Source organism: Pseudoalteromonas sp. THAF3 (genome assembly GCF_009363775.1).
Lineage (GTDB): Bacteria > Pseudomonadota > Gammaproteobacteria > Enterobacterales > Alteromonadaceae > Pseudoalteromonas > Pseudoalteromonas ruthenica.
Genome location: NZ_CP045418.1, coordinates 2,214,354 through 2,233,024 on the forward strand (window position 1 = coordinate 2,214,354; position 18,671 = coordinate 2,233,024).

An 18,671-nucleotide genomic window follows, 5' to 3' on the forward strand; every position below is an offset into this window, starting at 1 on the left:
CATAAAGCTAATGAGCGACGAAAACTCGCATAGTAGAGAGGGTTCTTCTGGAAAATCGTGGATGGATCGCATCACCCAGATGTTCCAAGGAGAACCCCAAAATAAGGAAGAATTGGTTGAAGTCATCTCAGATGCGCAAGAACGCGATCTGATTGACCCTGAGACCAAGGAAATGATGGAAGGCGTATTGGGTGTGTCGGAGCTGAAAGTGCGCGACATTATGATCCCACGCTCACACATGATCACCTTAGATGTAGATAAACCACTGTTCGATCAACTACCGATGATGATCGAGTCCTCGCACTCGCGCTTTCCGGTGGTGTGTGAAGACAAAGACCACGTCGAAGGTATCTTATTGGCCAAGGACTTATTGCCATTACTGATGGACAAAGAGGCCGCCTTACCAAACCTACGCGATATGCTCCGCCCGGCGGTAGTCGTCCCGGAAAGTAAGCGGGTTGATACGCTACTGAACGAGTTTCGCCAACAGCGCTACCACATGGCGATTGTTATCGACGAATATGGTGGTGTGTCTGGCTTAGTGACCATTGAAGATATTCTCGAAATCATTGTCGGCGAGATTGAAGACGAGCATGATGATGAAGATGAAAGTAAAGCCATCCGTAAGGTTTCTAAGCACGTTTACTCTGTACAGGCTCTGACGCCTATTGAAGAGTTTAACGACGTGTTTAAAACCGATTTCAACACCAGCGAAGCCGATACCATTGGCGGTATTGTGTTGCATGCCTTCGGCCATATGCCTGGGCGCGGTGAAATCATAGACATTGATCCTTTGCAGTTTAAGGTCACAAATTCCGACAGCCGTCGTATTTTGCAGCTGCAAGTTACCTTGCCGAAATCGAGCGATGGCGAAGATACTGACGCGGCTTAAACAGCAATTTAGTGATAAAAAAACATGGCTGGCACTGGTTGCCGGCCTTGTTTTAACCTTTGCTTATGCCCCTTTCGGCGCCTGGCCTTTAGCTTTTTTTAGTATTGCGGTGCTGTGTTATTGCAGTTATCAGGCACCGGTCAAACAAGCGGCTTGGTACGGATTTATCTTTGCCATCGGCTGGTTTGCTGCGGGAATAAGCTGGGTGCACGTCTCCATAGCCCAGTTTGGTGGTATGCCACTGCCCGCCTCCATTGCCATTATGGCCTTACTGGTGGTGTATTTAGCACTTTATCCTGCACTGGCACTGGCACTCACTGCGTTTATACACAAACACAGCGGCGCTTGGCTGGCTCCGCTGTTAATCAGCTTTGCCTTCAGCGAATGGCTGCGCGGCACACTACTAACCGGCTTTCCTTGGTTATCACTGGGCTACACCCAAACCGATTCACCAGTAAATGTTCTCGCGCCGATAGTGGGTGAATTTGGCTTAAGTGTGCTGGTGCTGGCCGTGGGTTATGGCCTTTATCGTTTATTTTGTGCCAAGGTCTGGCAACCCCTTGTGGCAACACTCGCCGCAGGCGCCCTAGTTGCAGCCCTAGCCACAGTATTCAATTATAACCAGTATTCTGGCAAACAGCTGAATGTGGCCTTAGTACAAGGCAATATCAAGCAAAGCATGCGCTGGCAACCCGAGAACTTCTGGCCCACCATGCTCAAGTACCAAGATATGACGCGCCTACATTGGGATGCCGATCTGGTGGTGTGGCCTGAGGCTGCGATCCCCGAGCTCGAACAGTTAGCGGGGGAATACCTCACATCCTTGGATAAGGCGGCGGTGTTTAATGATACTGCGCTTATCACCGGCATCGTCGACTATCAATATGATACCCGCAATGTTTACAACACCTTAGTGGTGGTGGGTAAAAAACAACGAGACAGCAGCGCAGGTCAGTACCGCTACCTCCATAAAAACCGCTATCGCAAACATCAGTTACTACCTATTGGCGAGTTTGTGCCTTTTGAAGACTTACTACGTCCTTTGGCACCGCTGTTTGACTTGCCAATGTCGAGTTTTAGTCGCGGTGAACGCGTGCAAGATAACCTGATAGCCAACGGCTACCATATCCTTGCCGCTATCTGTTACGAAATCGCCTTTCCGGATTTAGTCAGAGATAATTACCGCAGTGACTCGGATATCCTCTTTACCGTGAGTAATGATGCCTGGTTTGGCGACTCCCACGGACCTCATCAACATATGCAAATCTCACGCATGCGCGCGCTCGAGCTGCAGCGTCCACTGGTACGAGTGACTAATACTGGGGTGACTGGCGTGTATGACCCGATTTCGCAATCACAACTTAGCCTTGCGCAATTTGATGCGGATGTACTGCGCGCTGATGTTCGCTTGATCTCTGGCGACAGCCTATACGCCCTGTATGGTCGTTGGCCTACGTGGTTGGCGCTGCTGTGCTTACTGGGCCTGAGTCTGTACTATTCTAGAAGAGTTAAAAAAGCGCCTAACGGCGCTTTTTTTATTGCTTGTCGAGGTAATCAAACACCAAGTTAGTCATCGCTTTGACCCCTAACGGCAACGCTTTCTCGTCAATGTAAAAGTGCGGCGAGTGGTTGCTTGGCGCCGTTTTGGCATCCTGATCCTTTGGCGTCACTCCCAAAAAGAAGAACAGTCCAGGGGTTTCCAGGGCGTAGTAAGAGAAGTCTTCAGCGCCGGTGATCAGATCCGTGGTGATGACATTGTCGCTGCCTGCGGCCCGTTGCAGCGTGGGGGTCATCATGTTCGTTAACTGCGGGTCATTCACGGTGACCGGGTAACCATGGTCGATATGGATATCAGCCTTTGCCCCAGCTGCCTGGGCGGTTAACTCCACGGTTTTTTGCAAACGCTGCTTGATGTCAGCGCGCATTTGCTGATCAAAGGTGCGAATAGTGCCCACCATCTCCACCTCATCAGGGATAATATTACTGCGTACCCCACCATTGATGGCACCAAAAGAAATCACCGAAGGCGCTTTGGTGACATCGACTTGGCGCGAAGCAATGGTTTGTGTAGCCATAATAATTTGGCTAGAAGCGACAATGGGATCGACTCCATTCCAAGGTCGTGAGCCATGAGTCTGACGACCTTTGACCTTGATGTTAAATGAGTCCTCACTGGCCATCAACGGCCCTGAGCGAAAACCAATTTGCCCGGTATTGAGTGATGAGGTGACATGCAAACCAAACACCGCCTCAGGCTTTTGTGCAAATAAGCCTTCTTTAAGCATCAGTTCGGCACCGCCCTGCTCTCCCTCAGGAGCGCCTTCTTCCGCTGGTTGGAACACAAACAGTATTTCCCCAGCTAGTTCAGACTTTAACGCCACCAAGGACTCAGCCACAGCCATAAGGATAGCGACGTGGGCATCGTGACCACAGGCATGCATCACCCCCACTTTTTGACCACGGTAAGTGGCACTCTGCTGCGAAGCAAAAGGCAAGTCTACTTGCTCGGTCACAGGCAGTGCGTCCATATCCGCACGCAAGGCAATCAAGGGCCCCGGTTTATCACCCTTGAGCCTGGCTACCACCCCGGTATGAGCCACGCCGGTTTCCACCTCAAGGCCCAAGCTTTGTAAGTGTTCGGCCACGTACTGCGCGGTCTTAAACTCACGGTTACTCAATTCCGGATATTGATGAATATGACGTCGCCAAGTGATCACCTTATCGGCAACCTGTTCATTGGCTTGTTGAATTTGTTGGTCTAAATCAGCGGCCGCAACGCTTGATGTGACACTAAACATACCTGCCAGCAATAGCGCTTGGCCTAAAACCGAAAGCTTTGTCATGGATTGTTCCCCTGTTGAATAATAGTCGGTACTTACACCTCGATATTAACGCTAATGTAACACTTAGGTGAAAAACAGTGGGTTGCGACCAATGACATAAAAAAGCCTGCGCTAAGGCAGGCTATACTCATGAGCTTAGTTATTGGCGCGCTGCCAAGGCCCGCCATTGATGGGGTCGTCACCTTGTGTCCACCATTTAGCCTGATACAGGACACCATTTTTGCTGGCTTGGTCACCCCCGACGTAGATAGTCGCCGCATCCCAGGTGATCGCACCGTCACCGGGTGCAGGGTCTACCGGATCGCTTGGCGGTGTCGGCTCGCTTTGGCCGCCACTGTCAATAAGTTGCCATGGCCCACCATTAAGAGGGTCATCACCTTGAGTCCACCACTTGGCCTCATAGATTTGCCCACCTTGGCTCACTTGCTCACCTTGTACATAGACCGTTGCTGCATCCCACGCTGCAACGCCATCCACAGGCGGCTCTGTGGGCGGCTCACTAGGCAAGGTGTCGCTAACGCGCACTTGCGGCCAGCCGGCATGAGACTGATAGAAGTTAGTAACACATTTCTCATAGTCACCGGGGACCAAGGCCGAATAAGCCGTTTGATAACCTACTAACTTACATTCGAAGGAATAGCCACCGGGGCGGTCGGCATAATAGCCCCAATCACCCTCCCAATTGGTGTATAAGACATCTGTCGCGCCCTCAAGATTAAGACTGCCATACGGGGTTTGTTGCCAACAGGTGTCTTCTTCGTCACTTTCTATAACGATATTGTAGTGATGAGCGAGGCCCTGCCAATAACGAATACGATTGACTGGTTGGCCCTTATATTTATTTTGCTCGCCGCACTCTATACCACCATTGATAACATTAATGGTGGTGCCAAAGCCATAACCAATCCCGGCATTACGCTCACGCTGCGACGGCACCCAGGTACGGTCAATCACGTGTAACATTGCCGGTTTCGGGGCTTGCGGAGTGAGGAAAAACCAAATAGCTGAAGCCAAGTTTAACCACGAGTCCGCCACTAACGCCGGGTTATTTAGCAATACGGTGGCGTCACCATCGAACATGACTTCTGAGAATGCCCCGTAGTTAAAATGATAAGAGAGCTGTTTTGCGCCGCGACCAAAGTAACCCTGACCTGGAGCGCATGGCCAACGACGGTTTTGCCAGTCATTTTGACCGCAGCCTGTGGTGTAGCCCTCTTCGCCCTCGGACCATCCCATTTCTCGCACATGCACTAACGCTTGTTGCCACTCCTCTAACCCCAAAGGGTTATCAGAGACGTTGTCTTTACTGATATGACCGCCAGTTTCTTGGGCAAAGTGAGCAAAGGCTGTGACTATTGAGCGTTTGCAAATAGCATCGGCATCGCGCCCATCGCTATAGTCGCCACAAAACGCGGGGAATTTGCCTATCGCTCTTAAAAATCGCGTGTAGGTGTACTCTGGTGCCGCCATTTGCGTAAGAAAGTCCCACTGCTGCTGTGGAAATACCCGCTGTGCGCGCTGCACGTTTTCGGGGTTAGTGGCGCTCCCTGGGACAATAGCTTCAACCACGGCATTGTCGCGAGTACGCAATGCCTGCGCCCACACTTGATACATAGGATCGGCTGTTTTCGCCGCTGCCATGGCTTCAATATCGGCTTTGGCGACGACATAGCCCTCGGGGTTCTGTGGATCGGGTTGTACATTAATGGCGTGGGCCGCTGTGGAGACGGCTGCGCTGATCCCCAGCACGGTGAATAGTTGTGTTGTTTTAGACATATTTGACTCATTTTTTCGTTGTAAGACCGACCAGCTGCTCATGCACTGATCACTGAGCCCTCCCACCGTTTATTGTTGCCACAAAGACAGCGTTGTCAAATATATTTTTACATTGTATTTTCAATTTTACTTATATGGGGGACATGAAATTGACGGGGCACACGCTAAATCAGTTACGCTGACCTAGCGTATTTACAGCAGCTTAGTTAACAGCAATAAGCTCAACGTCGAAGATTAACAAGCTTGCTGGGGCGATATTCCCCACCCGGCGGTTACCATAGGCAAGTTTAGCTGGAATATACAGCGTGGCCCGCTCTCCAGCATGCATGGCAAGCAACCCTTGCTGCCAGCCACTGATCACTTGGTTTAATTTGAAGGTCAGGGGTTGGCCTCGCTTCTGGGAGTTATCGAATTCACTGCCATCAAGCAATGTGCCCCGATAGTGCACCGTTACTTTCGACTTAGCGCTTGGCTGCTCACCAGCCTGATTGCGAGTATGCCACAGCATTTGCACCCCACAATCAAGCTCCACAACTCCTTCTTTGTGTTTGTTCTCAGCCAGAAATTGCGCCTCGGCATCGCCATTTTCTGCTGCTGCCGCTTGATTGCGCCGATGGCCGCGAAAGGTCAGTACCAACAACACGACAATGGCGAGAATTAATAACGCATTAATCATCCTTTTCTTCCTCACCAGCAACAATGTCAGCTATAGCCCGCAAGCGTTTCATGGCTAAGTCGTGCAAGCTTCCTTCGGGGTATTGGCCCTGATGAAATTGCCCGCATTGCTTACCAGTCAGCAAACTGAGGGCTTCATCGACACTCGAAACTGGATAAATATGGAACTTCCCCTGCTCAACGGCACTTATTACCTCTTGATTGAGCACCAGGTTCAAGCAATTTGACTTGGGAATAATGACCCCTTGGTGAGTGTCTAAACCGCGCATTTGGCAAAGTTTGAAGAACCCTTCAATCTTTTCGTTAACACCGCCAATGGCTTGCACTTCACCGCGTTGGTTGATTGAACCAGTCAGTGCAATGCCTTGCTTTATGGGCACTTGGGTAATACTTGAGACCAAAGCACACAACTCAGCCAGCGAGGCGCTGTCACCATCGATATAGCCATAGCTTTGCTCAATTGCGATGTTGGCACTGAGAGTCAGGCTGAAATCCTGCGCGTATTTATTACCTAGGTAACCGGTTAGCAACATGACACCTTTTGAGTGAATAGACTTACCCAATTCAGCTTCGCGCTCAATATCAATCACCCCATCACTGCCTGCATAAACCGAGGCGCTCATACGCGCCGGAGTGCCAAATGAGGTATCACCCACGTGCAACACAGTAAGGCCATTAACAATACCGACTGCCTCACCTTGTGTATCAATAAGAATGTGTCCTTCACGAATATCACTCAGCATGTTTTCGCTCATTTGCCCAGTGCGGTATTCTTTCCCAGCAATTGCTTCTTCTACGTGGGCAGCTAAGATCTGTTCACTGCTGTCCTGACGAGCGTAAAAGCTTGCTTCAGCCACTAACTCAAGTACATCGGCAAACCGTGCTGACAACTTTTGTTGATGCTCAGCCTGGCGGTGGCTAAAGCGCAACAGCAGTGCCATCGCCTCATTATTAGGCTCAATTTTCAGCTTTTCTCGACAATACTCAATCACTTTAGTGATAAATTGATATTGGTATTTATCTGAGCCTGGAAGGTAATAATCAAAATCAGCCAGAACGCGAAAATGCTCGGCAAACTCTTCGTCATATTCATTGAGGGTGTAATACAAATCCCGAGAACCCAGTAAAATCACTTTTACATCCAGCGGGATCAATTGCGGTCGTAAGGTGAAGCTGCTACCTACCGAGCTGTCTTGGTAAGGTAAATCATTTTTTATCTGATGTGTTTTTAATGATAATTTTAAGCCATCCCACACTTGCGCGTTGGTCATCACTTTTTCCGCATCCATAATCAGATAACCACCATTGGCACGGTGCAGTGCGCCAGGCTGAATGCTGCGGTAACTGGTTACCAACGACCCTTGCGATGTTGAATATTCTATTTTGCCAAACAGATTACCAAAGGTCGGATTAGGCTCATAAATAACTGGCGCGGGATCGTCTTCTTTAAAAGACACCAATAAATTGGGAGCAAAGAATTCGGTGAGCATTTCATCACGATCATACTCATCTTTGTTATCTTCACTGCCTTGCTCTTCATCAAGCCACTCGAGTACCGTATCGACCAACTCTGAGCGTAAATCTTTTAAGTAACGTAACACCCCAACATGGGTGGCATACTTGTGCTCAAGCTCACGTAAAAGCGGTTTGATTGCCGCTTCGGCGGTGCTTTTCTTCAGCTTGCGCAGTGCCTCGCTAGACTCGCGCTTCCACTTTGGCAGCTCAATAAGGGCATCAATTAATGCGTCTTCAAGCTCTGCGATAGCGTCAAGAAAGCGCTCTTGCGTGGGCTCATCAAGGGCACTGAACTGCTCATCGCTGAGGCGCTGATTGTTGACGATTGGCACAAAACCTACGTTATTTTCATCCTCGATCAACTCGACACTGCGGGCATTGGCCAAGTCTTCCACCGCAGCCAACGCATCTTCGTACTTATCTTCAAATTCACGATCGATGGACTTTTTCTTGCGTTGGAACCCTGGGTTATCAAACGCAGCCGGAAAGGTATCGAGAATCTCATCCAGCAACGCATCAATATCGTCGACTAGGACTTGTCCCTCGCCCGGATTCATTAACAAGGCGATAGGCTCGCGGTGATCATCGTAATTATTAACATAGAGCCACTCACGCGGCGTCTCGCGCTCTTTGGCATGTTGTTGCAGCTTATGCTGCACTAACGTGAAGCGCCCTAACGCTGGCTCTCCCATCACATAAGCATTGTATCCAGGAAGCTGCATACCCAGAGCAAATTCCAAAGCACTGTCGGCACGCTGCTGGCCGATAAAAGGTAAGTCCTCGGGGTAGGGATGCGCTAAACAAGTGCGCACATGATTTGCTGAAATTTGTGGGGCCAACGCATTGGCACTAAGAGGAGTAACACCGTTATTGCTTTTATCTTTCATTCGACACATCTTGTAGTGGGCCCTATTAGCGGGCCCCAATTATTATCCGCTGAGCACTGCGTTATGGCTGCAGTGCCTGACGGCTGAAGTGAATGCCTTCGCATTGACTGCAAGGCTGAATCTCACTGGCGTGGTAAATATCCACCTGATGATGGCAATTTTGGCACACTAAGGTGCCCATGGCTATCCATTCTCCAGCGTGATAAACGCCTTTATGTTTAAAGTCTTGGCTAAGCGCTTGCCACTCCAATTGTGACTTATCTTCGATATGTGATAATTCGAACCACAGCGACTCCTTAAGTTCTTGCCATGCTAGCTCGTTGTAGTGTTTCTCGTGTTCAATGAGGTGGTCGATGTCGCGCTGTAAATATTGTTTATATTGCTCGTACTTGTCTTTACTCAGCTCTTGCAAAGCCTGCTTCGACTCCATAAAGGAGGACACCATGTCTTTCACTTCATGCTCTTTCACATCTTTGAGCCAATCACTAAACTGACCCAACCATTGACGATAATCTGCCATGTTCGCTCCTTTTGAATTTAACAGCCTCTCTCTATTGTAACTATAGCCCGCTTGCCGACAATTCAATAACAGCGATAAAAAAGCCTGTGCCTTGCTGTGATTAGATATCGATTTGGGGTATGCTATCGGCAAATTTGTCATCATTTTGCAAGAAGTCTGGAATAGTAGATGCAAGAGCAATATAACCCGCAGGAAATAGAAGCTAAGGCCCAGTCATACTGGGAAGAAAACAAGGTTTTCCAAGTTCGTGAAGACGACTCAAAAGAGAAGTTTTACTGTCTGTCCATGTTCCCCTACCCGAGTGGTCGACTGCACATGGGTCACGTGCGTAACTACACCATTGGTGACGTTGTTTCTCGCTTCCAGCGCTTGCAAGGTAAAAATGTTATGCAACCCATGGGTTGGGACGCCTTTGGCTTGCCGGCAGAGAATGCCGCAATTAAAAACAACACCGCCCCAGCCAAATGGACCTATCAAAATATTGATTACATGCGTAACCAGCTCAAACTATTAGGCTTTGGTTACGACTGGGACCGTGAGATTGCCACCTGTCACCCAGATTACTACAAGTGGGAACAATGGTTCTTCACTAAGCTGTACGAAAAAGGCCTAGTGTACAAAAAAATGTCCACTGTTAACTGGGACCCTGTAGATCAGACTGTTTTGGCAAACGAGCAGGTGATTGATGGTCGTGGTTGGCGCTCTGGTGCTGTGGTTGAGCAAAAAGAAATTCCGCAGTGGTTTATTAAAATCACCGACTACGCGCAAGAATTATTAGATGATTTAGACAAGCTTGAGCACTGGCCTGAGCAAGTTAAAACCATGCAGCGCAACTGGATTGGCCGCTCTGAAGGCGTCGACATTACCTTCAAACGCGCCGATAACCAAGGCGAATTCAGCGTCTACACAACACGTCCCGATACCTTCATGGGTGTTACCTATGTGGCTGTTGCCGCAGGCCACCCTATTGCTCAAGAAGCTGCGAAGAGTAATGCCGATGTTGCAGCGTTTGTTGAACAGTGTAAAAACACCAAAGTAGCCGAAGCCGACGTTGCCACCATGGACAAAAAAGGCATCGCCACGGGTCTGAACGCAGTTCACCCGCTAACCGGTAAAGAAGTGCCGATTTGGATAGCTAACTTTGTGTTGATGGACTACGGCTCAGGTGCAGTTATGGCAGTACCAGGACACGATCAACGTGATTTTGAGTTCGCGTCAGCATACGGTCTAGAGATCAAGCAGGTTATTGCTGCCAATGAAGGTGACGAGTGTGATTTATCCAAAGCCGCTTACACAGAAAAAGGCACGCTCATCAATTCTGGTGAATTCGATGGTCTGGATTTTGATGCCGCCTTTAATGCCATTGCCGATAAGTTAGCTGAGCTTGGCGTGGGTGAGCGCAAGGTTAATTTCCGCCTGCGCGATTGGGGCGTTAGCCGCCAACGCTATTGGGGTTCACCTATCCCAATGTTGAATAAAGAAGATGGCAGCGAACTGGCAGCGCCAGAGGATATGCTACCGGTGCGCCTACCAGAAGATGTGGTAATGGACGGCGTGACTTCCCCCATTAAATCAGACCCTGAATGGGCCAAGGCAAGCGTCAACGGTGAAACCGTGTTCCACGAGACCGATACCTTCGATACCTTTATGGAATCATCTTGGTACTACGCTCGTTATTGCAGCCCGCGTTACGACGAAGGCATGCTTGAGCCAGGCGCAGCTAACTATTGGCTGCCAGTCAACCAGTATATCGGCGGTATTGAACACGCAATTTTGCACCTGCTTTATGCGCGTTTCTTCCACAAATTATTACGTGACTTTGGCTTGGTTGACTCTGATGAGCCATTTGAGCGCCTACTTTGCCAAGGCATGGTCCTGGCCGACACCTACTTCCGCAAAGATGAAAAAGGCGGTGATATTTGGTTCTCACCCAGTGACGTCGAAGTAGAAACTGATGACAAAGGCCGTATCATTAAAGCTTGGCACAAGGATGATGGTCAACCGGTTGAAAGCGCCGGCATGAGCAAGATGTCTAAGTCCAAGAACAATGGCATTGACCCACAAACGGTAATCGACCAATACGGTGCCGATACCGTGCGTTTGTTTATGATGTTTACAGCGCCACCAGAGCAAACATTGGAATGGTCTGACTCCGGTGTTGAAGGCGCGCATCGCTTTATCAAACGGGTATACAAGTATGCCTATGATGTGAAGCAAGCGGGCTTTGTTGAGCTAGATGTCGCCAGCTTGACGAAAGCGCAAAAAGAACTGCGTCGCGAGTTGCACAAAGCCATCGCTAAAATCACTGATGATTTAGCCCGCCGCCAAACCTTCAATACCGCCATTGCAGCGGTAATGGAGCTATCGAACAAGCTGATCAAGGCACCATTAGCTGATGACGGTGACAAGGCCGTAGCCAATGAAGCGTTAGAAGCAATGCTGATTATGCTGGCACCGATTACCCCACACCTATCACATCAGTTGTGGCAAGACCTCGCCAAGCCTGGCGATATCCTTGACGCACAATGGCCTGTTGCCGATCAATCAGCCATGGTTGAAAGTGAGAAACTGGTGGTAGTTCAAGTCAATGGTAAAGTCCGCGCCAAGCTGACTCTAGCGGCCGATGCAGATCAGCAGGCCGTTGAGCAAGCAGCCTTTGCAGATGCCAACGTACAGAAGTTCACCGATGGACTCACCGTGCGTAAAGTCATCTACATCAAAGGCAAAGTGCTTAATGTGGTGGCGAACTAAGATGTTCGCTGCCAGTGCACTACGCCATAGCCTAGTGATCAGCTGCTTAGTATTATTACTAAGCAGCTGTGGTTTTCACCTTAAAAAGGCCTCGGATCTACCGCAAGATCTCATGACTTTGGAAGTCAACGCCAGCGATCCTAATTCAGCTCTGTATGAGCAACTATTGAGTGAACTTGCACGCAGTAATGTGCAGGTCAATAAAGGGTTGCGCGCTAACTCTCCGATGTTACGACTCACCTCCGACCGCCTAGATAGACGAACACTGTCGCTGTTTAAAAACGGTCAGGTCGCAGAATACGAGCTTATTTACTCGGTGTCTTACACGCTTAAGCGAGCAGGTGAAGACCCTATCGAGCAATATTTTGAGCTTTATCGCAATTACCAAGACGATCCAGACAATGCCTTAGCTAAAGCCAATGAAATGACGATTTTGTTGGAGGAGCTACGTAAACAGGCGAGTCGCCGCATTGTTAGGGAGTTAGCACAGCTCTAATGCGCATCTACGCGAATCAACTGGCACAGCAACTATCCCGTGGGCTGGCACCTTTTTACATGGTGTTTGGCGATGAACCCTTTCAAGTTGATGAGTGTATCCGCCATATTCGCCAAAATGCCCGCCAACAAGGCTTTGATGAGGTCATTAAACTCACCGCCGGAGCGCAATTTGACTGGCAAGAGTTAGACGGCCACTACCACAGCCTGTCGCTATTTAGCTCCCGCACCTTAATAGAATTAGACTTAAACGGCCAAAAGCCTGCGAAAACCGGCGCCGAGCACCTGAAGCGATGTGCACAAGGCGTGAATCCTGATTGCATTATTGTGATCCGTGGCATGAAAGCATCGCAAGACGTCCAGCGTTCAGCCTGGTTTAAAGCGCTTGATAAAGAAGGCACCTTTGTCCCCTGCTACCCACTAACCGGCAATCACTTACGGCGTTGGCTTGATAACCACTGTCAACGTCTAGGTCTTAATCTTGAAGGGGATGCTAAGCAGGTGCTGCTCGATACCACAGAGGGGAACCTCCTGGCCTGTCACCAAGAGCTAGAAAAGCTGGCTTTGCTGTACGCAAATAAAGCCATTGATGGGCGTACCCTTACAGGCATGTTATTGAATCAAAATAAGTTTGATATTTTTGATTTGGCTAATGCGGTACTTGGTGGCGAGGGTGACAAAGCGATGCAGGTGTTGGCACGACTGCAAAATGATAACACCGAGCCCACCGCCATCGCTTGGGCTCTTGGCAAGGAAGCGCAGCAACTCCTCACACTCGCAGAGTTGCGTCATCAAGGACAGGATTTTAATAGCGCGTGTAAAAAACTGGGGATTTGGAAGAATCAGCAACCTTTGTATCAAAGAGCCCTGCAGCGCTTAGACATGGCACGTATAGAGCAACTTTGTGATTTACTCAGTGATTTTGATAGCCAGTTTAAAAGCGGCAAGTTATCTTCGCCCTACCCCATGCTTGCACACATCAGTATGAGCTTCTGTCGCACCTTAGCATTTTCTGCGCCTATTTTTTCGGAGTAAATATGCTTCTGTTCGGCGGTACGTTTGATCCGGTTCATATCGGCCATCTTAATATGGCTAATCAGTGCTTAAATCACTTTAATAGTGAGCAACTATTTTTTATGCCCAACCGCGTCCCTGCTCACAAGCAGGCGAGCAACATCAGTAATGCTGACAAACTGGCGATGTTACGCTTAGCCATAGCCTCCGAGCCGCGCTTTAAAATCGATGAGCGCGAGCTGCATCGCGAAGGTCCATCCTACTCACTACTGAGCCTACAAGAGTTACGTGAAGAACTAGATAGTGCCGGTAATCACCAAGAGCCAATACTCTTTTTGATGGGCTTGGACTCATTCAACAGCTTTGATTCGTGGTATCAATGGCAGCAAATTACATCTTTGTGTCATTTAGTGGTCTATCAGCGTCCACAAGAGCGCCTTGACCTATCAGCAACACTCACGCAATACTTATCACAGCATCAGTGTCAGCAAGGGGCGGCGCTCAATAACCAACGCAGCGGGCTTGTTTACTTTTTACCCGGCCCGCAGCTGGCGGTTTCATCCTCCGAGGTGCGCGCCAAATTGCAACGTCAGCAGCCTTGTGAGGAACTGCTTACGCCGCCCGTGTACCAATATATCCGCGATAAGCGCCTGTATATAGGTTGATAATAGTGGTAAAATACGCCGCTTAGAAAGCTTTAACTAACTTAGAGAGTGCATTTTGCAAACCAACAACCTTCTTGATTTTGCATTAGATAAAATTGACGATATGAAAGCGCGTGACGTCATTACCTTGGACGTTCGCGACACATCGAACATTACTGATTTCATGGTTGTCTGTTCGGGTAATTCCAAACGCCAAGTTCAATCCATCGCCCAACACCTTGCCAAAGAGGCCAAGGAACATGACTTAGATGTGATAGGCATGGAAGGACAAGACATCGGTGAATGGGTATTGGTGGACTTAGGTGACGTGGTCGTGCATGTAATGCAAGATGAAACTCGTGACTTTTACCAACTCGAGAAGCTCTGGGGTTAACGGTGAAAATCCAACTGGTCGCCGTGGGGACCAAAATGCCATCTTGGGTAGAGACAGGGTTTAGCGAGTATCAACGCCGGTTTCCCAAGGACATGGCTCTAGAGCTGATTGAAATACCCGCTGGTAAACGCGGCAAAAATGCCGATATTAAACGTATTTTACAGCAAGAAGGTGAGCGCACCTTAGCGGCCATTCCAAAGGGAAATCGTATTGTTACCTTAGAAGTAACAGGCAAAGCGATGGACACGCACCAGCTTGCCAAGGCCATGGAAAAATGGCAACTCGATGGTCGTGATGTCAGTTTGCTTATCGGAGGCCCTGAGGGACTAGCTCCTGAATGCATTGCCCGCAGCGAGCAAAAGTGGTCGCTATCGAATTTAACCTTGCCTCACCCGCTGGTTCGCATTATCGTAGCGGAAAGCCTATATCGAGGCTGGAGCTTAAATAACAATCACCCCTATCACCGAGAATAGCCGTTTTTATGCTGCGTAAACGCACTCCTATCCGCGATCATTCCGCCGAGGCCAATTTGTTTGCGCGCCGTTCTTTTACGGCTTTTATTTTTGTTCTTATTCTGGTCGCCATTTTAATTTCGAATCTCTACAACCTGCAGGTGGTGGCGCACAAAACCTATCAAACCCGTTCCAACGATAACCGAATTAAAGTGTTGCCTGTGGCCCCTAACCGAGGCTTAATTTACGATAGGAACGGCACTTTGCTGGCCGAGAACAAGCCGGTTTATAACCTTGAGGTGATCCCTGAACAGGTGGATGACCTAACACAATCGCTGGACGATATTAGCGCATTACTCAATATTAGCGAACAGCAGCGTGCAGAGTTTCTCGACGATATCCGCCACAACCGCCGGTTCCAGAGTCAGGTGCTAAAAAGCCGTTTGAATGACAAAGAAGTAGCGCTATTTTCTGTAAACCAACATAAATTCTCAGGGTTCAGTGTCGAGGCTCGCTTAGCCCGGTACTACCCCTTCGGAGATACCCTCACTCATGCTCTTGGATATGTTGCCAAACTGAATAAAAAAGAGCTAACCAACCTGGAAGCGCAAGGCTTGGCCACCAATTATCGCGCCACCCGGGATTTCGGTAAGCTCGGGCTTGAGAAGTTTTATGAGTCGCAGTTACATGGTCAGGTAGGCTCGCAATCGGTGGAGATTAATAACCGAGGCCGAGTATTACGTCGCGTTGAGGAAACGCCTCCGGTGCCCGGTAAAGACTTAATGCTGACCCTCGATATTGGGCTGCAGCAAATCGCGCAAATGACATTAAAGGATAAACGTGGTGCCATTGTCGCATTAGATGCAAAAACGGGAGGCATCTTAGCGCTGTACTCTAACCCCAGTTATGACCCTAACTTATTCGTTCACGGTATTAGCTCAGCAAATTACAAAGCCCTGCTTAATCCTGATAGACCGCTGATAAACCGTGCTACCCAAGGCCGCTATGCCCCGGCATCAACCATCAAACCACATATGGCGATTTTTGGCTTAGAGCAGGGGTTGGTGACCGAAGAAACAAAAATGTGGGACCCTGGCTTTTTCCAAATTCCCAACGTTGAACACAAATGGCGCGACTGGAAGCGCTGGGGTCATGGCCATGTCGACGTTTATAAAGCCATAGAAGAGTCATGCGATACTTACTTTTACGACATCGCTTACCGTGCTGGCATAACCAAAATTAGTAATTTTATGGCGCAGTTTGGTTTTGGCGATTTATCCGGTATTGATATCCACGAGGAAACGACGGCTATTTTACCTTCCAAGGAGTGGAAAGAAGACCGTTTTCGCGAGTCTTGGTGGCGTGGCGATACGATTTCTGTAGGAATCGGCCAAGGGTATTGGACAGCAACCCCGATTCAAATTGCTAATGCCGTCAACATCATGGCCAATCGCGGCGTACACAATCCGCCCCACCTAGTTCATCAATTACGCCGTGATAGCGATATTACAACCGTTAATGACGACGAAAAGCCACCGGTAAAATTACAAAAACCTGAGCATTGGCAAATTGCCTTAGATGCCATGCATAATACCGTGAAAAAAGTCACAGGTACGGCGCATAAGGCATTCAAAGGGACTAATTATGATCCAGCCGGTAAAACGGGTACCGCACAGGTGGTGAGTATTGCCCAGGGCGAGCGTTACGACGCTGATAAGCTCAAAGAGCGCCATCGTGATAACGCCATTTATGTTGGTTTTGCTCCGTTTGACGACCCGCAAATCGTTGTCACAGTCATTGTTGAAAACAGTGGTGGTGGCAGCTCGGTGGCCGCCCCGATCGCCCGCGAGGTAATGGACTACTATTTCCTTGCGAACCCCATTGCCAGCGAAGTACAGGATGAATCGCAATGACGCCATTACATCAGCACAACTCTTTATGGCAACGCGTGCATATCGACCTGCCGCTGTTTTTAGCCTTGCTCGCCATGATGTTCGCAAGCTTGTGCATCGTCTACAGTGCTAGCGGCCAAGATTGGAATATGATGATGCGCCACGGCACCCGGATGGGTGGCGCTCTAGTGGCTATGTTAGTGTTTGCACAGGTCTCTCCACCTACGTTAAAGCGTGTTGTTGTGCCTTTGTATCTGATGGGCACCTTGATGCTCATCGCGGTGTTGTTTGTCGGTGTCAGTTCCAAGGGTGCACAGCGCTGGCTCGACATTGGTATTCGTTTTCAGCCTTCAGAGATTATGAAGCTTGCGGTGCCCATGGGCGTTGCTTGGTATATTGGCCGCAATCATCTGCCGCCTCGCTTGGGGCATTTGTTTATCGGGCTGGTTATCGTCATGGTGCCCACTTTGCTAATTAAAGAACAACCCGACTTGGGGACATCTATTCTGATCGCCAGCTCGGGGATTTTTGTGTTGTTTCTAGCCGGTGTAAGCTGGAAGCTGATTGGCTCTTTGGCTGTGCTCGTTGGCGCCGGCGCTCCCTTATTTTGGCATTATGGTATGCACGCCTATCAAAAGCAGCGAGTCCTTACTTTCTTAAACCCGGAAAGCGACCCACTCGGTGCAGGCTACCATATTATTCAGTCAAAAATCGCCATTGGCTCGGGCGGCATAGAAGGCAAGGGCTGGCTGCAAGGCACCCAATCACAGTTGGAGTTTTTACCCGAGCGACACACCGACTTTATCTTCTCAGTACTGAGTGAAGAGTTTGGCCTAATTGGCGTGTTAATCCTCTTAGGGGTGTATTTATTCATTATCGCTCGCGGCCTCTATATCGCCGTGAATGCCCAAGAAGCCTTTGGTAAGTTACTCGCAGGGGCTTTAACCCTAACCTTTTTTGTTTATGTGTTTGTCAACATCGGTATGGTGTCTGGATTATTACCTGTCGTAGGCGTCCCCTTGCCACTGATCAGTTATGGCGGCACCTCAATGGTGACTCTGATGGCGGGTTTTGGCATTATTATGAGTATCGCCACAGAAAAACGGATGTTAAATAAATAATGGCAGTTCGTGCGCTTTTTCTTACTCTTATAACACTTTTAATAAGTGCCTGTAGTACGCCATCGGGGCGCTATCATATGCGCCATGATGCCGCACCTTTACGCCAGCCTACGGCGCTGGAGCTGCAAGACGCGGTGATCACCGATGAACCCAAAAGTGCCGCTGCAAATCGCCCTTATGAAGTTCGTGGGCACCATTACGTGCCTATTTTTGACGAACGAGGGTTTACACAACAAGGTATTGCTTCGTGGTATGGCCGTAAGTTTCATGGCTATCACACCTCCAATGGCGAGACCTACAACATGTTCGCCATGACCGCAGCCCATAAAACCCTGCCCTTACCCAGCTTCGTTCGAGTGACCAACCTCGATAACGGCAAAAGCGTGATCGTTCGCGTCAATGATCGCGGCCCGTTTCATGACGACCGGATTATTGATTTATCATACTCAGCAGCCTACAAACTGGGCTATCACCGCCAAGGTACAGCGCGGGTTAAGCTCGAAGCAGTTACCCTTGCCGACGCAAAACCTCGTACTAAGTATATTCAAGTCGCTGCGGGCTCAAAACTCGCTAATATTGAAGCATTGGCTTATCAATTGGAGCAGCAGTATCACGTACCAACGAATATTAAAAAGCAAAATGATGGAATTTTTCGCTTACGCTTAGGTCCAATAACTGATGAAAATCAGGCACAGTCGCTATTGAAGCAATTAAAAAGTGGCCAATTCGCCCAAGCTTTCTTGCTTTATGATGACCATGCCCTTTAAGATATTAACCAATTCGCATTTTCACCTAAAATA

The 18,671-nt window shown here is 49.0% G+C and carries 16 protein-coding genes; 11 read left to right on the forward strand and 5 right to left on the reverse strand.

Features of this window, described 5'->3' with window-relative positions:
* The first annotated feature begins 10 nt into the window (after positions 1 to 10).
* Together corC and lnt are read left to right on the forward strand one after the other, a co-directional pair.
* Complete coding sequence (gene corC / locus FIU82_RS10285; protein ID WP_022944677.1) at positions 11 to 892, forward strand: CNNM family magnesium/cobalt transport protein CorC; 882 nt, start codon at positions 11 to 13, stop codon at positions 890 to 892.
* A complete protein-coding gene (gene lnt, locus FIU82_RS10290) occupies positions 867 to 2,462 on the forward strand; it encodes an apolipoprotein N-acyltransferase (protein ID WP_152441010.1) in 1,596 nt (531 codons plus the stop codon). Before corC ends, lnt begins: the two co-directional genes overlap by 26 nt.
* On the opposite strand, the gene FIU82_RS10295 is transcribed toward lnt, so the two are convergent.
* From FIU82_RS10295 to FIU82_RS10315, 5 genes are all read right to left on the reverse strand, one after another.
* Complete coding sequence (locus FIU82_RS10295) at positions 2,428 to 3,735, reverse strand: amidohydrolase (protein ID WP_239385656.1); 1,308 nt, start codon at positions 3,733 to 3,735, stop codon at positions 2,428 to 2,430. The two genes, lnt and FIU82_RS10295, sit on opposite strands and share 35 nt — an antisense overlap.
* A 135-nt stretch (positions 3,736 to 3,870) precedes the next feature.
* A complete protein-coding gene (locus tag FIU82_RS10300) occupies positions 3,871 to 5,511 on the reverse strand; it encodes a chitinase (RefSeq protein WP_152441011.1) in 1,641 nt (546 codons plus the stop codon).
* A gap of 202 nt (positions 5,512 to 5,713) precedes the next feature.
* Positions 5,714 to 6,187 carry an FKBP-type peptidyl-prolyl cis-trans isomerase gene (locus tag FIU82_RS10305; protein WP_022946372.1) on the reverse strand — a complete coding sequence of 158 codons (474 nt, stop codon included), beginning with the start codon at positions 6,185 to 6,187 and terminating at the stop codon, positions 5,714 to 5,716.
* Positions 6,180 to 8,588: a Lon protease family protein gene (locus FIU82_RS10310; RefSeq protein ID WP_022946373.1), complete on the reverse strand. Its 2,409-nt coding sequence runs from the start codon at positions 8,586 to 8,588 to the stop codon at positions 6,180 to 6,182. Before FIU82_RS10310 ends, FIU82_RS10305 begins: the two co-directional genes overlap by 8 nt.
* 61 nt (positions 8,589 to 8,649) lie before the next feature.
* A complete protein-coding gene (locus FIU82_RS10315) occupies positions 8,650 to 9,108 on the reverse strand; it encodes a hypothetical protein (RefSeq protein ID WP_022946374.1) in 459 nt (152 codons plus the stop codon).
* 168 nt (positions 9,109 to 9,276) lie between these two features.
* On the opposite strand from FIU82_RS10315, the gene leuS reads away from it, so the two are divergent.
* Genes leuS through FIU82_RS10360 form a run of 9 tightly spaced genes read left to right on the forward strand, consistent with a single transcriptional unit; the run spans position 9,277 to position 18,638 of the window.
* Entirely contained in the window at positions 9,277 to 11,859 is a 2,583-nt protein-coding gene (gene leuS / locus FIU82_RS10320) for a leucine--tRNA ligase (RefSeq protein ID WP_045979813.1), read from the forward strand.
* A gap of 1 nt (position 11,860) precedes the next feature.
* Positions 11,861 to 12,355 carry an LPS assembly lipoprotein LptE gene (lptE, locus tag FIU82_RS10325; protein ID WP_022946376.1) on the forward strand — a complete coding sequence of 165 codons (495 nt, stop codon included), beginning with the start codon at positions 11,861 to 11,863 and terminating at the stop codon, positions 12,353 to 12,355.
* On the forward strand, positions 12,355 to 13,389 hold the full coding sequence (gene holA / locus FIU82_RS10330; RefSeq protein WP_152441012.1) for a DNA polymerase III subunit delta: 1,035 nt from the start codon (positions 12,355 to 12,357) through the stop codon (positions 13,387 to 13,389). The genes lptE and holA overlap by 1 nt, the downstream gene beginning before the upstream one ends.
* Positions 13,390 to 13,391: 2 nt before the next feature.
* The gene (gene nadD / locus FIU82_RS10335; protein ID WP_152441013.1) at positions 13,392 to 14,033 is read left to right on the forward strand and encodes a nicotinate-nucleotide adenylyltransferase; all 642 of its coding nucleotides are present in this window, start codon (positions 13,392 to 13,394) and stop codon (positions 14,031 to 14,033) included.
* A gap of 55 nt (positions 14,034 to 14,088) precedes the next feature.
* Positions 14,089 to 14,406, forward strand: a complete 318-nt coding sequence (gene rsfS / locus FIU82_RS10340; protein ID WP_022946379.1) for a ribosome silencing factor — start codon at positions 14,089 to 14,091, stop codon at positions 14,404 to 14,406.
* A gap of 2 nt (positions 14,407 to 14,408) precedes the next feature.
* On the forward strand, positions 14,409 to 14,879 hold the full coding sequence (rlmH, locus tag FIU82_RS10345) for a 23S rRNA (pseudouridine(1915)-N(3))-methyltransferase RlmH (protein WP_022946380.1): 471 nt from the start codon (positions 14,409 to 14,411) through the stop codon (positions 14,877 to 14,879).
* 8 nt (positions 14,880 to 14,887) lie between these two features.
* Positions 14,888 to 16,771, forward strand: a complete 1,884-nt coding sequence (mrdA, locus tag FIU82_RS10350; RefSeq protein ID WP_152441014.1) for a penicillin-binding protein 2 — start codon at positions 14,888 to 14,890, stop codon at positions 16,769 to 16,771.
* Complete coding sequence (rodA, locus tag FIU82_RS10355; RefSeq protein ID WP_022946382.1) at positions 16,768 to 17,871, forward strand: rod shape-determining protein RodA; 1,104 nt, start codon at positions 16,768 to 16,770, stop codon at positions 17,869 to 17,871. Before mrdA ends, rodA begins: the two co-directional genes overlap by 4 nt.
* Positions 17,871 to 18,638, forward strand: a complete 768-nt coding sequence (locus tag FIU82_RS10360) for a septal ring lytic transglycosylase RlpA family protein (RefSeq protein WP_152441015.1) — start codon at positions 17,871 to 17,873, stop codon at positions 18,636 to 18,638. The genes rodA and FIU82_RS10360 overlap by 1 nt, the downstream gene beginning before the upstream one ends.
* Positions 18,639 to 18,671 lie beyond the last annotated feature (33 nt).

Bases quoted from the DNA above. Each gene is read 5' to 3' on its own strand.
- corC (WP_022944677.1), top strand. From the start codon at position 11: ATGAGCGACGAAAACTCGCATAGTAGAGAGGGTTCTTCTGGAAAATCG.
- lnt (WP_152441010.1), top strand. From the start codon at position 867: ATGGCGAAGATACTGACGCGGCTTAAACAGCAATTTAGTGATAAAAAA.
- FIU82_RS10295 (WP_239385656.1), bottom strand. From the start codon at position 3,735: ATGACAAAGCTTTCGGTTTTAGGCCAAGCGCTATTGCTGGCAGGTATG.
- FIU82_RS10300 (WP_152441011.1), bottom strand. From the start codon at position 5,511: ATGTCTAAAACAACACAACTATTCACCGTGCTGGGGATCAGCGCAGCC.
- FIU82_RS10305 (WP_022946372.1), bottom strand. From the start codon at position 6,187: ATGATTAATGCGTTATTAATTCTCGCCATTGTCGTGTTGTTGGTACTG.
- FIU82_RS10310 (WP_022946373.1), bottom strand. From the start codon at position 8,588: ATGAAAGATAAAAGCAATAACGGTGTTACTCCTCTTAGTGCCAATGCG.
- FIU82_RS10315 (WP_022946374.1), bottom strand. From the start codon at position 9,108: ATGGCAGATTATCGTCAATGGTTGGGTCAGTTTAGTGATTGGCTCAAA.
- leuS (WP_045979813.1), top strand. From the start codon at position 9,277: ATGCAAGAGCAATATAACCCGCAGGAAATAGAAGCTAAGGCCCAGTCA.
- lptE (WP_022946376.1), top strand. From the start codon at position 11,861: ATGTTCGCTGCCAGTGCACTACGCCATAGCCTAGTGATCAGCTGCTTA.
- holA (WP_152441012.1), top strand. From the start codon at position 12,355: ATGCGCATCTACGCGAATCAACTGGCACAGCAACTATCCCGTGGGCTG.
- nadD (WP_152441013.1), top strand. From the start codon at position 13,392: ATGCTTCTGTTCGGCGGTACGTTTGATCCGGTTCATATCGGCCATCTT.
- mrdA (WP_152441014.1), top strand. From the start codon at position 14,888: ATGCTGCGTAAACGCACTCCTATCCGCGATCATTCCGCCGAGGCCAAT.
- rodA (WP_022946382.1), top strand. From the start codon at position 16,768: ATGACGCCATTACATCAGCACAACTCTTTATGGCAACGCGTGCATATC.
- FIU82_RS10360 (WP_152441015.1), top strand. From the start codon at position 17,871: ATGGCAGTTCGTGCGCTTTTTCTTACTCTTATAACACTTTTAATAAGT.